Source organism: Arenibacter sp. F26102, assembly GCF_023015865.1.
In the GTDB taxonomy this organism is placed as follows: domain Bacteria; phylum Bacteroidota; class Bacteroidia; order Flavobacteriales; family Flavobacteriaceae; genus Arenibacter.
Window position 1 is genome coordinate 58,891 of the sequence record NZ_JALKBC010000013.1, and the last position, 14,782, is coordinate 73,672.

Consider the following 14,782-nt stretch of genomic DNA (forward strand, 5'->3'; position numbering starts at 1 on the left):
AAAAGATAAAAAATAAATACAAATGGGAAAAGGTGACAAGAAATCCAAAAGAGGCAAAATTGTTAACGGTACTTGGGGCGTTAGGCGCAAAAGAAAAATAAAAAAAAGACCCACAATAGAAGAAAAGATAAATCCTGGAAAGAAAAAATAAGGGCTGGCCTATAATTCTAAATTCTAGCTAATCGACTCTAAAATCCAAAATAACGTTCCCCTCTTCGGATATAGTAAGCACATAGGTGTAGAACCCATTTTCCAATGGTGTTTCACCTACAAAATCTATAGGCTGTAAAACGTAATTCTCCTCACCAACCTTTATATTTATATAAGCATATTCATAAGCAGTTTCATATTCCAAATATCCGGAATATTCGTCTGGAACAATATTTTCATGAACCATTTCCTCACTACCTACTTGCACTAGATCAAAAGTGACACTGCTTTCATTTGTTATTCTGATATTGACTCCATCCAGATTATCATCCCGATCGGAACAACCAATAAAAATAGCAGCAACCAAAACCAAAAAAGCAAATCGTTTCATTTTAATCTCTATTAAGTAGGACTTATTTGAAATAACGCTTTTTTTTCAAAAATATTCTATCGTATAAAAACAGGTTGGTTTTCCTTTAAAGTATGTTCCTTACTAAACATATATCCATCCATGTTAAACCCTCTAACATCCTCTAAGGTTTTGGCCTCGGTATCCAGAATATACCGTACCATGGTTCCCCTTGCTTTTTTAGCGAAAAAGCTTATTATCTTTAAATTATCATTCTTCCAATCCTTGAATATTGGAGTAATTACAGGTACTTTAAGCTGCTTTTCGTCTACTGCACTAAAATATTCATTGCTGGCAAGGTTAAGGAAAAGCTCATTGTCCTCCAATTCTGAATTTAGATTATCCGTAATCTGTTTTTTCCAATATTCGTATAAATTCTTTTTACGGCCTATTTTCAATTGCGTTCCCATTTCCAAACGATAGGGCTGCATAAGGTCCAAGGGTTTTAAAACACCGTACAAACCTGATAATATTCGTAGCTTTTGCTGAAGACCTTCCAACTTTTCCGCTGCAATAGTGTAAGCATCAAGACCTTGATATACATCACCGCTAAAAGCATATATGGCCGGTCTGGCATTTTCCTCAGTAAAGGGGACTGAAAACTGCTGGTTCCGTTCCCAATTTAGTTCTGCAAGATTGGCCGAAATACCCATTAATTTTGATAAAGCCTTTGGATTTTTTTTTACCAATACCTTATTCAACTGTTCCGCCTCTTTTAAAAAATAGGGTTGCGAAAATTCCTTAGTAGGCAATTTACTTTCAAAATCCAAAGATTTTGCAGGTGATATAACTATTTTCATTATAAGTTCTTATTAAGCATTAGGCCAAAAATAATGGCTGAACATTAAATTACCTAACCCTTTAAAATCTTGTTATCAATATTGGTATAAACGAAAACTATTCAGCTTGACTGCGCTTAGAGTATTGCTTCCATTTTTCAATACAGCTGGCCATATCCTCAGGGATTTCGGAATCGAACCGCATAAATTTTCCTGAAACAGGATGCACAAACCCCAAGGTCTTTGCATGAAGGGCCTGCCTTGGTAAAATTTTAAAGGCGTTATCTACAAATTGCTTGTATTTTGTAAAAGTAGTCCCCTTTAAGACTTTTTCACCCCCATATCGCTCATCATTGAACAGTGTATGTCCAATATGCTTTAAATGCACTCTAATTTGATGAGTTCTCCCGGTTTCCAGTGTACAGGCTAGCATGGTTACATATCCAAGGCGTTCCAAAACCTTATAATGGGTAACCGCCTCCTTGCCCTGCTCCCCTTCAGGGAAAACCTGCATCTGCAATCTGTTTTTAGGATTGCGACCTATATGTCCTTCAATAGTTCCCGTATCCTCCTCCACATTTCCCCATACTAGAGCTATATACTCTCGTTCGCTTGATTTATCAAAAAACTGTTTAGCCAAATGTGTCATAGCAGCTTCGGTCTTGGCCACCACCAATAGACCGGAAGTATCCTTATCTATTCTATGTACAAGGCCTGGACGTTCATCACTGTTTTTTGGCAAATTGTCAACATGGTAGATCAATGCATTGATCAAGGTTCCGGAATAGTTGCCATGTCCAGGATGCACCACCATCCCTGCCGGCTTATTCACCACCAAAAGCACATCATCCTCATAGACAATATCCAAGGGTATGTTTTCCGGTGTCAATAAATTTTCGTGTGGTGGATGGGCAAACATGACCCGTATATGATCCCCGGCCTTTACTTTGTAATTTTGCTTAACAGTAGCCCCATTTACCCAAACATTGCCATCTTTTGCGGCCTGTTGAATTTTATTTCGCGTAGCGTTTTCAATGAAATTCATTAAAAACTTATCGATCCTTAATGGGTCTTGGCCTTTAGAAGCAGTAAAACTATGATGCTCAAAAAGTTCCTCCTCATTTAATTCAAACTCATCCTGTGCTTCCATAATTATTCGGACTCTGCCTTAACTTCTGCTCTTGCGGTAATATTACCATTGCCACAAATCAATTCAATCTTCGATGTTTTGGGCAACTTGTCACCTGGGACAATGTATTTTCCTTTGTACTTTATATTATATACCATATCCTTTCCCAATTCGTCCACATAAGTAACACGTTCCACCTCCAAACCAACAGCTTTGAGCATAGAACTTGCATTCCTTTGGGTTACCTGAATAATATTGGGAATAGTGACTTTTTTATAACCAGAGGGATTAACGGTAATATAAATTTTCCTGCTCTCCTTCACTTTACTACCTGCACGAGGTGTCTGGTCTATAATGGAAAACCTCGGATAGGTCGGATTATAATTAGCCGAATCCAGTACCTCATAACGCAATTTTGATTGATCGATTATTGACCTCATCTCCGTAACCGACAATTTGGATAAATCGGGTACCTCAACAAACTTACCGTGATTGGTGGTGGTCTTAAGCCATTGCATTGCACCAATAACCAACAATACCGAAACTACCAGCGCCAATACCAACTGAATCAAAAAAGATTTACTCGTTAAAAACCTAAAAAAATTTCGCATAGTATATTTTCTTGTGTCGCAAAGATAGAAAACCGAACGCTTTTTCTTTACTTTGAATGCATGATATTTGTTTATTGGTTTTGGCGGGCAGATTGCTTTTAAAATACACCCTTAAAATTAGGGCTATTCTTTAAAAATTCTTGCGCACCAAATACTTAAATAACGTTCAAAATGACCAAGTATTAAAAATTAGATTTAACGAATGAAAAAAAATATTGCAATTATAATGGGCGGCTACTCTAGTGAGTATAAGATTTCCTTAATAAGCGGAGGTGTAGTTTATGACTATCTGGACAAGGAAAAATTCAACGCCTACAGAATCCATATTTTTAAAGACAAATGGGTCTATGTAGACAACAACCAGAAGGAATTTAATGTTAACAGGCATGATTTCACTGTACCCCTGGCCACCGAAATTTTAAAATTTGATTGCGTATTCAACGCCATTCATGGCACTCCCGGTGAGGATGGCCTAATGCAGGCCTATTTACAGCTTATTGGAATTCCACAAACTTCCTGCGACTATTACCAGGCCGCATTAACCTTTAACAAACGCGACCTATTAAGTGTTTTAAAACCCTACGGGATAAAATCTGCTCCCTCATATTACATGAATTTGGGCGACCCCGTTAACGAAGATGCTATAATAGAAAAAGTAGGTTTACCCTGTTTTGTAAAAGCCAATAAAGCTGGTAGCAGTTTTGGTATATCCAAAGTCTATAAGAAAGAAGAGTTACTAAAGGCCATTGAGAATGCATTTCAGGAAGACAATGAAATACTTATAGAATCTTTTTTAAATGGAACCGAAGTTTCTGTTGGAGTGATCGGATACAAGGGTGAGACCAAAGTGCTGCCCATCACAGAAATAGTATCTGAGAACGACTTCTTTGATTACGAAGCCAAATACGAAGGAAAATCCCAAGAAATAACACCGGCAAGAATAACCAAAGACCAAGAAGAAAAAGTGACTGAAATTGCAAAAAGGGCTTATGAAGTTCTAAAAATGAAAGGGTTTTCAAGAAGTGAATTCATTTTTGTGAATGATGAACCTTTTATGTTGGAAATGAATACCACCCCTGGACTTACTACAGAAAGTATTTTACCCCAGCAGGCCAAAATAGCAGGCCTTTCCCTTTCAGAACTCTTTGAAAGTGCCATTTGGGAAGCATTGGGATAAATTAAGTAATTTTAAAAACCATACCCACCAAAAAATAACGGGTATATATACCAACGACCTTTTTTCCATCGCATTTACGGCAATAGAGCAAGGTCAACCTTAATAGTGTAAGAATGAAAAAACGCGCCATCTTTCCGGGTTCCTTTGATCCATTGACCCTTGGACATTACGATATAATAAAAAGAGGAATCACTCTTTTTGATGAAATCATCATTGCCATTGGCGTTAACACAGATAAACAATATATGTTTTCCCTGGAGGAGCGTAAAAAATTTATATCCGTGGCCTTTAAGGATGAACCGCAAATAACAGTTCTCACCTATCAGGGATTAACCGTGGACTTTTGCAAAAAAGTAAATGCCGGATTTATCCTAAGAGGCCTTAGAAACCCAGGGGATTTCGAATTTGAAAAGGCAATAGCACATACCAATCGAAAGCTTTCCGAAATAGAAACCGTTTTCTTGCTGACCTCTTCCGGCAAATCTTACATTAGTTCCTCCATTGTTAGGGATGTCATAAGAAATGGTGGCGACTACACTGGTTTGGTACCAGATTCGGTTAGAACAAAATAGAAAAATTCTATAGTTTAGGATTCACAAAAATTTATGTGTTTATGTTAGATTATCAAGAAATTCTGTGGACCAAGGACTACAGTATCTCTGGCTATCGCAGTCTTAAATTCAATTGAATTTCATAGAAAAAATCTTTATTTTAACGATACACCACTAATTTTGTCCAATTCACAACAATCTATTCGCAAGTTTATATAATCACACTACTATTGTAGGAAAATGCGACAGATGATTATGAAGACCCCCATTGTATCCAACCAATTCCTGATAAAGCAGCTGCCAAAGCCTACTGCTTTTATCAATAAGGAATTCAAGGTTGTTCTCGCGTCTGATAAGTGGGCTGAAGATTTTAATTTTCAGGGTAAAGATTATATTGGAAAATCCATATATGAATTGTTTAAAAATGTAAGCAATAAATGGACAGAAACTTTACTTGCTTGTTTCGATGGCAAATTTCCCGAGTCGGGCACAGATGTTTATTTGGACAACAGTTCCAAAGAAAAATGGTTCCAGTGGAACAACATACCGTGGTACGATGAACAGGAAAACATAATTGGCGCCATTATTCAAACCGAGGATGTTACCGATCGTGTTAAAAACGAATTAAGAATAGAGAAACTCGAATTCCTTCAAAAAGCAACAGGTGAGCATGGTAAAATAGGCAACTGGGAATACCATAAGCAACAAGATAAATTCATTTGCTGTGGCATGATAAGGCGTATTTTCGAAGTCGACGATGATTATGAAATAGATATAGATAATTCCGTTAATTTTTACAAGGCAGGCTATAGCAGAAATACTATTTCCATGGCCATTTTTTCGGCGCGGGAGAAAAAAACTTCCTGGAACGAAAAATTGCAGATCGTTACCGCCAAAGGAAATGAAAAATGGGTAAATGTTTCCGGAAAGCCCTTATACAAGAGTGGCGAATACGTTGGACTTATAGGAATTGTTCAAGACATAACGGATTTTGTTCAGAAAGAACAAAAAACCAAAGACAATGAGCACCTCCTAAAAACGCTAATCAATAACCTGCCATTACAGATTTATATTAAGGATACACAATCAAAAAAATTATTGGCCAACAAATCTGAATTGGAGTTTTTAGGAATAGAAAGTGAGAACGACATTATAGGTAAGGATGATTTTGACCTATATGACAAGCCCACGGCGCAAAAATTTCGGGATGAAGATGTAGAAGTGATGATCTCCCAAAACCCTATGTTGAACAAGGAACTAACACGTACCAACCCGGACGGCTCAGTTATTACCTTTCTCTCTTCCAAGATCCCATTAAAGGGAGATAATGGCGAAGTTACCGGTCTTGTTGGTATTAGCATGGATATTTCGGAGCAAAAACAAAAGGAAAAGGAGCTAAAAAGCCTTATTTCCGTTACCTCTTCCCAAAATAAAAAACTAATAAATTTTGCCCATATAGTCTCCCATAACTTAAGGTCCCATTCTGCCAATTTTGCAATGTTATTGGACTTCTTGGCCAGCGAGGAAGATGAAAAGGAAAAATTAAGAATTATGGATATGCTAACCGATTCTTCAAAGAATCTAATGGACACCCTTCATAATCTAAATGATATTGTGGCCATTAATACAGAGTCCAACATTATCAAGAAAGAGGTAAACGTCAATAAAAAAGTAAATGGTGTACTAAAGAAACTTAAAACACAGCTAGACAGGAACAAGGCCACAGTCATAAGCGAAATATCCGATGACGTAAAAATAAATGTCGTTCCGGCCTACTTGCAGAACATCTTGACAAATATAATTACCAATGCACTAAAATATAAGAAACCGGATGTTGACCCGATTATAAAATTAAGCTTGAATTATGTTCAAAATTATACTGTATTAAGTATTGAGGATAATGGTTTAGGGTTGGATTTAAAAAAATACGGAACCAAGTTATTTGGAATGTACAAAACCTTTCATGGGAATGCCGATGCCAAAGGATTGGGACTGTACATTACAAAAAATCAGATAGAAGCCATGCATGGCAAAATAAATGCCAGCAGTCAGGTTGGTATTGGAAGTACTTTTAATTTATACTTTAATGAAAAAAATTAATTCAATTTTCATTGTGGATGATGACCCGATAACGGTTTATGGAATTAAAAAAATATTGAATTCCGTAGCCACTTGCGATGCCATTTTTGAATTTAAAAATGGACAAATGGCCATTGATGGTATAAAGAAAATGATTATCGAAAAATCAGATCTTCCCGAATTAATTTTTTTGGATATTAACATGCCCATAATGGATGGATGGGAATTTTTGGACGCGTTTATAAAATTACCTCTAAAAAAAAGCATCAACATAAATATAGTAACGTCCTCCATTGACCAAAATGACAAAGATAAGGCTGAAAATTTCAAGTCATTGACACACCATAGCATCATATTCAATAGCAAACCCATTCGAAGATCCGAAATAGAAGAAATTACTACTGCCATTTCAATTTAATACCCAAGTTTTAGCTAACTTTGAGTTTTTGAGAATTAATTTGGGGCGTATTTCAACACAATTAACTCCAAACACACCCTAATTTTCCAATAAACGGCAAAGCAGCTTTTTTTTGAGTATTAAATAAAATTTTAATGTAGCATGAAACTTCTGGTAAGACTATTACTAGTGCTCTGTCTTATTTCTTGCGAGACCAAAAAAGAAAGAAAAACCGAAAACATCGAGACTGTTTTTGAGAGAAGCAATGGGGAAGAAACAGCAACTTATTTACAAGTAATTGACTTCTACCTTCAACTTGCCAAAGAATTTCCCGAAATTAATATTCAGATCATAGGTAATACCGATAGTGGTAATCCCTTACATATGGTCACCTACAATCCAGATGCCGATTTTAATTTTCAAAAAATTGGAAGGGATAAGAGCATCCTATTTATAAATAACGGCATACATCCAGGAGAAAGCGATGGCATAGACGCAACAATGCTCTTGTTTAGGGACTTGGCAATGAAAAACATAGATTCCCCTAAAAATACGGTAGTAGTAACAATTCCTGTCTATAATGTTGGCGGAGCCTTAAACAGAAATTCTACATCCAGGGTTAACCAAAATGGACCTAAAGCCTATGGATTTAGGGGCAACGCAAAAAACTATGACCTTAACCGCGATTTTATAAAATCGGATACTAAAAACGCCCACACTTTTGCCAAAATTTTTCATTTAATAAAACCGGATATTTTTATTGACAACCACGTTAGTAATGGTGCGGATTACCAATACACACTTACCCACCTATTTACACAGCATAATAAACTTGGAGGGGAGTTGGGCAATTACCTTCATAAAGAGATGATGCCTGCCTTGGAAAATTCATTGGCCGAAGCGGACTGGGACATTTCTCCTTATGTAAATGTATTTAATCAAGTACCCGAAAAGGGATTTTCCCAATTTATGGACTATCCCAGGTATTCTACCGGATATACCACACTATGGAATACCTTGGGCTTAATGATTGAAACCCATATGCTAAAACCCTATAAACAAAGAGTAGAAGGCGTATACGCTATGATGACCAAAATTTTGGACTTATCTGAGAAAGACTACAAAAAGATTAAAAATTTGAGGGAGAATGCTTTTGAGGTATATCTAGAGAGACAAAACTACCCGCTTCAATGGGCCATTGACACCACACGAAGTACCGTTTTGGAATTCAAAGGTTACGAAGCCGATGAATTTAATAGTGAAATAACAGGCTTTCCCAGACTAAAATATGATAGAAACCGGCCGTTTGTAAAGGAAGTCAACTATCAAAATTACTATGTTCCTGTCCATGAGGTAGAAATCCCCAAAGCTTATGTCATTAGAAAGGGCTTTGACAAAATAATAGATTTACTGACCGTGAACCAAATAAGCTTCAAGACCTTATTAGAAGATACTTCCTTTGCTGTAGAGTCTTATAAAATAGACAGTTTTAGCACTTCCACTAATTCCTATGAGGGCCATTACCCGCATTATAATACCAAAGTGCTGCGCACCAACAAAAAAGTAGATTTCACTGCAGGTGATATTCTGGTTCCCACTAATCAAAAAGGGATGCGCTATTTATTGGAGACCTTGGAGCCGGAAGCTACGGACTCCTTCTTTAATTGGAATTTTTTCGACGCTATCTTGCAGCAAAAAGAAAGCTTCTCACCATATGTCTTCGAAGATCTTGCCCTGGAAATCCTACAGGAGGACAAAGAAATTAAAAACCAATTCGATCTAAAAAAGGAAATCGACAGTACTTTTGCCAGCGATTGGTATGCCCAACTGGATTGGATCTACAAACGGTCCAAATATTACGAACCGGAACATATGCAATACCCTATTTATAGAATCCTAAAAGATTAAACCATTAATCCTCGAATAGAATTTTGATATTCGCATAAGAATTATCCAAGGCTTTTTTGATTTTTTCCGGGCCTTTCCATTTTACTTTTTCTATTCCCTCACTGGCCTCGCCCACCAAAACCCCTTTATAGCTTGTTTTCATGGCAAACCAATGCACTTCCTTTAATTTATATCCTCCATTCCTTTTAAAGAGGTGATAGGTGGTCCTTAGAAAATTTTCTATTTTCAATCCCTTTACCCCGGTTTCCTCTTCAACTTCACGCAAAGCACATTCCTCAATAGTTTCTCCTTTATCCAATTTTCCTTTTGGAAGATCCCACTTATCGTTTCGGTAAATAAATAGCACTTTCCCCTCCTTATTGGTGACCACCCCACCAGCCGCAACCACCAATGGTATTTTTTTTGAGAATTTCTTTAAAATTTCTTCATGATTAGGGTGATAAATAAAAGCTTCATTAAGTTTTTTGCTGGCCAAAGAGTCAATTGCTTCGTTTATAGCAGACCCGTTCAACAAAAAATATTTATTATTTGCCGTATCCGATAATTTATTTGTTAAAATCAGAGGTGCCTCATTAACAAAAACTTTATACATTTGCGTCATGGTTTTAGATAAAGACACTGCCAAAAAAACTGCAGAGCTTCTGCTACAAATTAATGCAATTAAGTTGAAACCTGAAAATCCATTTACATGGGCTTCAGGATGGAAATCTCCAATTTATTGTGATAATAGGATAATCCTCTCATACCCAAGCATTAGAAATTATGTTCGGGAACAAATGGGAAAACAAGTAGAAAGCCTGTACGGCAAGCCAGATGTGATAGCCGGAGTAGCTACTGGGGCTATTGGCATAGGCATGTTGGTTGCGGAATATTTAGGGCTACCCTTTATTTATGTTAGGCCAGAGGCCAAATCCCACGGGCGCCAAAATCAAATAGAAGGCAACTTACAGGCCAATCAGAGCGTAGTGGTCATTGAAGATTTGATCAGCACCGGAAAAAGCAGCTTAAATGCCGTAGAAGCACTGAAGAACAACGGAGCACATGTAAAAGGGATGCTTGCAATTTTCACCTACGGTTTTGATGTAGCCAATGAAAATTTTAAAAAATACGGTTTGGACCTGCACACCTTAAGCGATTACGATTATTTAATACAGCAGGCCTCGGATACGAACTATATCAAGGAGAATCAATTAAAAACTTTATTAGAGTGGAAAAGCAGCCCCTCTACCTGGCAATCATAAATTATGTACTTAGAAACACCCAAGAAAAAAGTAAATAAAAGTAGTAAGGAAGTTTTTGATTTTCTTAACGACGTGAAGAATTTTGAGACTCTAATGCCACAAAACATCAGTAAGTTTGAGGTAATCAACGAGAATCGATTTTTGTTTGCCCTCACTGGTATGCCAGAAATAGTGCTTCAGAAGAAACATCAAACGCCTTATTCCCAATTAACTTTTGGGGCTGCAAGTGACAAATTGCCCTTCACCCTAACAGCGGATATTACGGAAATAAATGATACTGAAAGTGAAGTGGCTCTAAGTTTTGAAGGCGAGTTCAATGCAATGATGGCCATGATGATTAAATCACCTATCAACAATTTCATTGGAACCCTATCCGATAATCTTGCCAAATTATAGGAGTAATCCCCTATTTTGGTCTTAATACAAAAGTTTCACCTCTTTTAGGTTGAATTCCTTTAGAATGTTGTCTTCCATTAAGATCTTTAGCTTTCCACCACTTGAAACCCCCTTTATAAAGCCCATAAACATCTCATTATCTTGATTTGTAAAGGTTGAAGGCTTGTCTTTTCTAAAAAGTTTTGTCTCATACACTTCAAAAAGACGCTTTTGCTCCTCTTCACCGCTATTCCCAAACAGACCTTTTAAGTTTTCGACAATATTCAGAAGAAGTTCCTCCAGGTTGAATGTTCTTCCCAATAATAACTTTAAGGAGGATACATTGGGCAGGTTATTGAACGTTAATTGATTTACATTTAAACCGATTCCGACAATAGAAGCTTGAATGTGCTGTCCGGATAAAATATTTTCAATAAGAATACCACAAATTTTGGAATGTCCTGACATAATGTCGTTAGGCCATTTAATCTTCAGATCAGGTACTTGTAGTTGTGATAATGTTTCGTAAATTGCCAACGAAACACAAATATTTAAGACAAATTGGTCAACGACCTGAATGTCTTGAGGTTTGACTAAAACACTAAAAGTCAGGTTTTTACCAGGCTCAGAAAGCCAATTCGTTCCCATTTGCCCACGACCTTTCAATTGGGAATGGGCCATTACCACCGTAAAATCCCCTAGAATATTATTGAACATCAAATCCTTTAAATAGGCATTTGTGGAGTCCGTGGCACTAAGTTTGATTAATTGCATTTACAATCTTATGATTATTATATAATGTATTGTTAAAAACAATAGTTAAAAAAACAAAAAAATAATAACTTTGTAAAAATTTAAAATTTTTGAATGCAGAAAAGGAAAAGTAGCGCAGATGAGTTAATTGCTTTAATTTTAAGTGGAATAGAAGAGGTTAAAGGACATGATATAAATTTACTTGATCTAAGAGATATTGAGAATACTGTTTGTGACTACTTTATTATTTGTAATGGTACTTCCAACACACATGTAAACGCCATTGTAGGCTCCATCCAAAAAACCGTTAGTAAAGCAATTCAAGACAAACCTTGGCATGTAGAAGGTTCGGATAATGCCGAGTGGATTTTAATGGACTACGTAAACGTAGTTGTACATGTATTTCAAAAACAAGTGAGAGAATATTATGATATAGAAGGACTTTGGGGAGATGCCAAGGTAACTTCAGTTGAAAGTAGCTTCAAACAGTAAAAAAAAATAATGGCAAAAGAAAATAATACAAGTCCCAAAAAACCCAAATTCAATACTTGGTGGATATATGGCGTAATAGCGATATTATTAATTGGTTTTCAATTTTTCGGAAGTGGTAACTTTGCAAATACCAAAAAAGCAAGTACCTCTGAGCTTCAGGAGTATCTTAGAAATGGGGATATTAGAAAAATATTGGTCATCACCAATACTAGACAGGCAAAAATCTTCTTAACGGAAGAAGCCTTAAATAAGGAGGTTCACAAGGATGTTTCCGATCAACCTTTTTCATTGACTGCCACTGCAACACCACAGTATATAGTAAACTATGGAGATCAGCAGAATTTTGAAAACGAAATCAATGATATCAAAAAGGAAAACAATTTAGATACGGAGCTTACATACGATCAGGAATCCAATGTACTCACCGAACTATTATTAACACTACTTCCATTTGTGCTGATCATAGGTATTTGGATATACCTGATGCGACGTATGTCCGGTGGTGCCGGTGGTGGTGCAGGAGGACAGATATTCAACATTGGAAAATCCAAAGCCAAACTGTTCGATGAAAAAACAGATACAAGAACCTCATTTAAAGATGTTGCGGGATTGGAAGGTGCCAAGGAAGAGGTAGAGGAAATAGTAGAGTTCTTGAGAAATCCGGATAAATACACCTCCTTAGGTGGTAAAATTCCTAAAGGTGCACTATTGGTAGGACCTCCAGGAACCGGTAAAACCTTATTGGCCAAAGCAGTTGCGGGAGAAGCGAAAGTTCCTTTCTTTTCACTTTCTGGTTCAGATTTTGTTGAAATGTTCGTGGGAGTAGGAGCTTCTAGGGTAAGGGACTTATTTAAACAAGCCAAGGATAAATCGCCTGCCATTATTTTTATTGATGAGATCGATGCCATTGGTAGAGCCAGAGGCAAAAATAATTTCACAGGCTCCAATGACGAAAGGGAAAATACCTTGAACCAATTATTGACGGAGATGGATGGTTTTGGTACCAACACCAATGTTATAGTACTGGCGGCTACAAACCGTGCAGATGTATTGGACAAGGCATTAATGAGAGCAGGCCGATTTGATAGACAGATATATGTTGACCTTCCGGATATTAGGGAACGTAAAGAAATTTTTGAAGTTCACTTAAGACCCATAAAAACGGCCGAAACATTGGACTTGGATTTTCTGGCAAAACAAACACCTGGTTTTTCAGGTGCCGATATTGCCAATGTTTGTAATGAAGCGGCATTGATCGCAGCCCGTAAAGAAAAGAAAGCGGTGACCAAACAAGACTTTTTGGATGCCGTGGATAGGATTGTTGGCGGATTGGAGAAAAAGAATAAAATAATCACCCCCGGTGAAAAGAAAACCATTGCCTATCACGAAGCGGGACACGCAACCGTTAGCTGGATGTTGGAACATGCCGCACCGCTTGTAAAAGTAACTATAGTGCCTAGAGGGCAATCTCTGGGTGCAGCATGGTATTTGCCTGAAGAACGTTTAATTGTTCGCCCTGATCAAATGAAAGATGAAATGTGCGCTACCTTGGGAGGTAGAGCAGCTGAAAAGGTAATCTTTGATCAGATATCAACAGGTGCACTAAGCGATTTGGAAAAAGTAACCAAGCAAGCTAGGGCCATGGTAACCATTTACGGTTTAAATGATGAAATAGGGAATTTAACCTATTACGATTCATCCGGACAAAATGAATACGGGTTCTCCAAACCCTATAGCGAGCAGACCGCATTGACCATAGATAAAGAGATTTCCAAGCTTATTGAGGAGCAGTATGTAAGAGCGGTTGAGCTATTATCCAAAAACAAAGATAAACTTACCGAATTGGCAGAGCGATTATTGGAAAAAGAAGTTATATTTAAGGACGATTTGGAAAAGATTTTCGGTAAACGCCTTTTTGAAAGAGACAAGAGGATGGAAGCTGAGGAAGCGGCCGAAAAAGAAGAAAAGGCCATTGCTGCCGAAAAAGAAGAAAAAGCCGTTGCTGCAGAAAAAGCCAAAAAGGATACTCCAAAATCGGAAACAGAAATAAAAAAATAAAACAATAAATAATTCGTTGTTCTTAAAGACTAAGGGACCAAAGGAGCGTTTTAGATATTAATGGGATTATTTGATAAACTTTTTGGGGGAGGAAAAAAAAGGGTTTCCAAAGAAACTGTGGAAACAAGAGGGCAGCATATGCCCGACCTAAATATTCCCGTAGACGAAAAGTTTACCATTAATTTTAAACACAACGGTGGAAAGTTCTTGTATTGTGATTCGATCCGTGAGGTATTTACCAATTTGGACAATATAATTATTGAGAATGAATGGCAGGACCAAACCTTTTTTTCAATGGATAAAAGGTTGGAAGATAAATTCTCAAAACAGGAAATTAATTTCACCGATCACCCCAATAAGAGCGAGATATTCTTTACAACCTGTGAACATTTGATTGCCCAAAATGGCTCTATCTTAGTTTGCTCCAATCAATTAAAAGAAAGAAAACTTAACGAATTACCTGCAAATGTCATTGTTTTTGCCACCACAAGCCAAATGGTAGAATCTATTGGAGAGGGTCTTAAAACAATAAAAAAGAAGTATAAAAATGTTATTCCGGCCAACATTACTACCATAAAACATTTTCAACCTACCGCTGAAAATTCTGACGATTTCTTAACTTACGGAAGTAGTTCTAAAAATCTTTACCTTTTACTTCTGGAAGACCTATAAC

The 14,782-nt window shown here is 37.0% G+C and carries 17 protein-coding genes; 11 read left to right on the plus strand and 6 right to left on the minus strand.

From position 1 onward, the window contains the following. Positions 1-22 precede the first annotated feature (22 nt). The gene (locus MWU78_RS16885; protein WP_246999866.1) at positions 23-151 is read left to right on the plus strand and encodes a 30S ribosomal protein THX; all 129 of its coding nucleotides are present in this window, start codon (positions 23-25) and stop codon (positions 149-151) included. A 27-nt stretch (positions 152-178) separates the two neighbouring features. Here MWU78_RS16885 and MWU78_RS16890 read toward each other — a convergent pair whose 3' ends face one another. From MWU78_RS16890 to MWU78_RS16905, 4 genes are all read right to left on the minus strand, one after another. Continuing rightward, entirely contained in the window at positions 179-541 is a 363-nt protein-coding gene (locus tag MWU78_RS16890) for a hypothetical protein (protein ID WP_246999868.1), read from the minus strand. Between the two features lie 56 nt (positions 542-597). Further along, positions 598-1,359, minus strand: a complete 762-nt coding sequence (gene yaaA / locus MWU78_RS16895; RefSeq protein WP_246999870.1) for a peroxide stress protein YaaA — start codon at positions 1,357-1,359, stop codon at positions 598-600. A 97-nt stretch (positions 1,360-1,456) separates the two neighbouring features. Then, complete coding sequence (locus MWU78_RS16900; RefSeq protein WP_246999872.1) at positions 1,457-2,488, minus strand: RluA family pseudouridine synthase; 1,032 nt, start codon at positions 2,486-2,488, stop codon at positions 1,457-1,459. Between the two features lie 2 nt (positions 2,489-2,490). Then, positions 2,491-3,078 (minus strand): PASTA domain-containing protein, encoded by a 588-nt coding sequence (locus MWU78_RS16905; RefSeq protein WP_246999874.1) that lies wholly within the window; start codon positions 3,076-3,078, stop codon positions 2,491-2,493. Between the two features lie 202 nt (positions 3,079-3,280). On the opposite strand from MWU78_RS16905, the gene MWU78_RS16910 reads away from it, so the two are divergent. The 5 genes from MWU78_RS16910 to MWU78_RS16930 all read left to right on the plus strand — a co-directional run bounded on the left by MWU78_RS16910 (position 3,281) and on the right by MWU78_RS16930 (position 9,190). Further along, positions 3,281-4,255 (plus strand): D-alanine--D-alanine ligase, encoded by a 975-nt coding sequence (locus MWU78_RS16910; RefSeq protein ID WP_246999876.1) that lies wholly within the window; start codon positions 3,281-3,283, stop codon positions 4,253-4,255. Between the two features lie 113 nt (positions 4,256-4,368). After that, the gene (gene coaD, locus MWU78_RS16915) at positions 4,369-4,827 is read left to right on the plus strand and encodes a pantetheine-phosphate adenylyltransferase (RefSeq protein WP_246999878.1); all 459 of its coding nucleotides are present in this window, start codon (positions 4,369-4,371) and stop codon (positions 4,825-4,827) included. A 228-nt stretch (positions 4,828-5,055) separates the two neighbouring features. After that, positions 5,056-6,906 (plus strand): PAS domain-containing protein, encoded by a 1,851-nt coding sequence (locus MWU78_RS16920; RefSeq protein WP_246999881.1) that lies wholly within the window; start codon positions 5,056-5,058, stop codon positions 6,904-6,906. After that, on the plus strand, positions 6,893-7,303 hold the full coding sequence (locus tag MWU78_RS16925; protein WP_246999883.1) for a response regulator: 411 nt from the start codon (positions 6,893-6,895) through the stop codon (positions 7,301-7,303). The genes MWU78_RS16920 and MWU78_RS16925 overlap by 14 nt, the downstream gene beginning before the upstream one ends. A 141-nt stretch (positions 7,304-7,444) precedes the next feature. Continuing rightward, the gene (locus MWU78_RS16930) at positions 7,445-9,190 is read left to right on the plus strand and encodes a M14 family metallopeptidase (protein WP_246999885.1); all 1,746 of its coding nucleotides are present in this window, start codon (positions 7,445-7,447) and stop codon (positions 9,188-9,190) included. Positions 9,191-9,194: 4 nt separating this feature from the next. Here MWU78_RS16930 and MWU78_RS16935 read toward each other — a convergent pair whose 3' ends face one another. Next, positions 9,195-9,782, minus strand: coding sequence for an NUDIX hydrolase (locus tag MWU78_RS16935; RefSeq protein ID WP_246999887.1), 588 nt, complete (start codon positions 9,780-9,782; stop codon positions 9,195-9,197). Between the two features lie 7 nt (positions 9,783-9,789). Between MWU78_RS16935 and pyrE the strand changes: the two genes are divergently transcribed. Together pyrE and MWU78_RS16945 are read left to right on the plus strand one after the other, a co-directional pair. Beyond that, complete coding sequence (gene pyrE, locus MWU78_RS16940; RefSeq protein ID WP_187585759.1) at positions 9,790-10,431, plus strand: orotate phosphoribosyltransferase; 642 nt, start codon at positions 9,790-9,792, stop codon at positions 10,429-10,431. A 3-nt stretch (positions 10,432-10,434) separates the two neighbouring features. After that, the gene (locus MWU78_RS16945) at positions 10,435-10,827 is read left to right on the plus strand and encodes an SRPBCC family protein (protein ID WP_246999889.1); all 393 of its coding nucleotides are present in this window, start codon (positions 10,435-10,437) and stop codon (positions 10,825-10,827) included. Positions 10,828-10,848: 21 nt separating this feature from the next. Here MWU78_RS16945 and MWU78_RS16950 read toward each other — a convergent pair whose 3' ends face one another. Continuing rightward, positions 10,849-11,580 carry a biotin--[acetyl-CoA-carboxylase] ligase gene (locus MWU78_RS16950; protein WP_246999891.1) on the minus strand — a complete coding sequence of 244 codons (732 nt, stop codon included), beginning with the start codon at positions 11,578-11,580 and terminating at the stop codon, positions 10,849-10,851. 93 nt (positions 11,581-11,673) lie between these two features. On the opposite strand from MWU78_RS16950, the gene rsfS reads away from it, so the two are divergent. From rsfS to MWU78_RS16965, 3 genes are read left to right on the plus strand one after another with little or no spacing between them, the layout of a single operon-like run. Further along, positions 11,674-12,051 carry a ribosome silencing factor gene (rsfS, locus tag MWU78_RS16955; RefSeq protein ID WP_246999894.1) on the plus strand — a complete coding sequence of 126 codons (378 nt, stop codon included), beginning with the start codon at positions 11,674-11,676 and terminating at the stop codon, positions 12,049-12,051. Positions 12,052-12,060: 9 nt separating this feature from the next. Further along, positions 12,061-14,109 carry an ATP-dependent zinc metalloprotease FtsH gene (ftsH, locus tag MWU78_RS16960; RefSeq protein ID WP_246999896.1) on the plus strand — a complete coding sequence of 683 codons (2,049 nt, stop codon included), beginning with the start codon at positions 12,061-12,063 and terminating at the stop codon, positions 14,107-14,109. Positions 14,110-14,169: 60 nt separating this feature from the next. Further along, on the plus strand, positions 14,170-14,781 hold the full coding sequence (locus MWU78_RS16965; protein ID WP_246999898.1) for an LUD domain-containing protein: 612 nt from the start codon (positions 14,170-14,172) through the stop codon (positions 14,779-14,781). Position 14,782 lies beyond the last annotated feature (1 nt).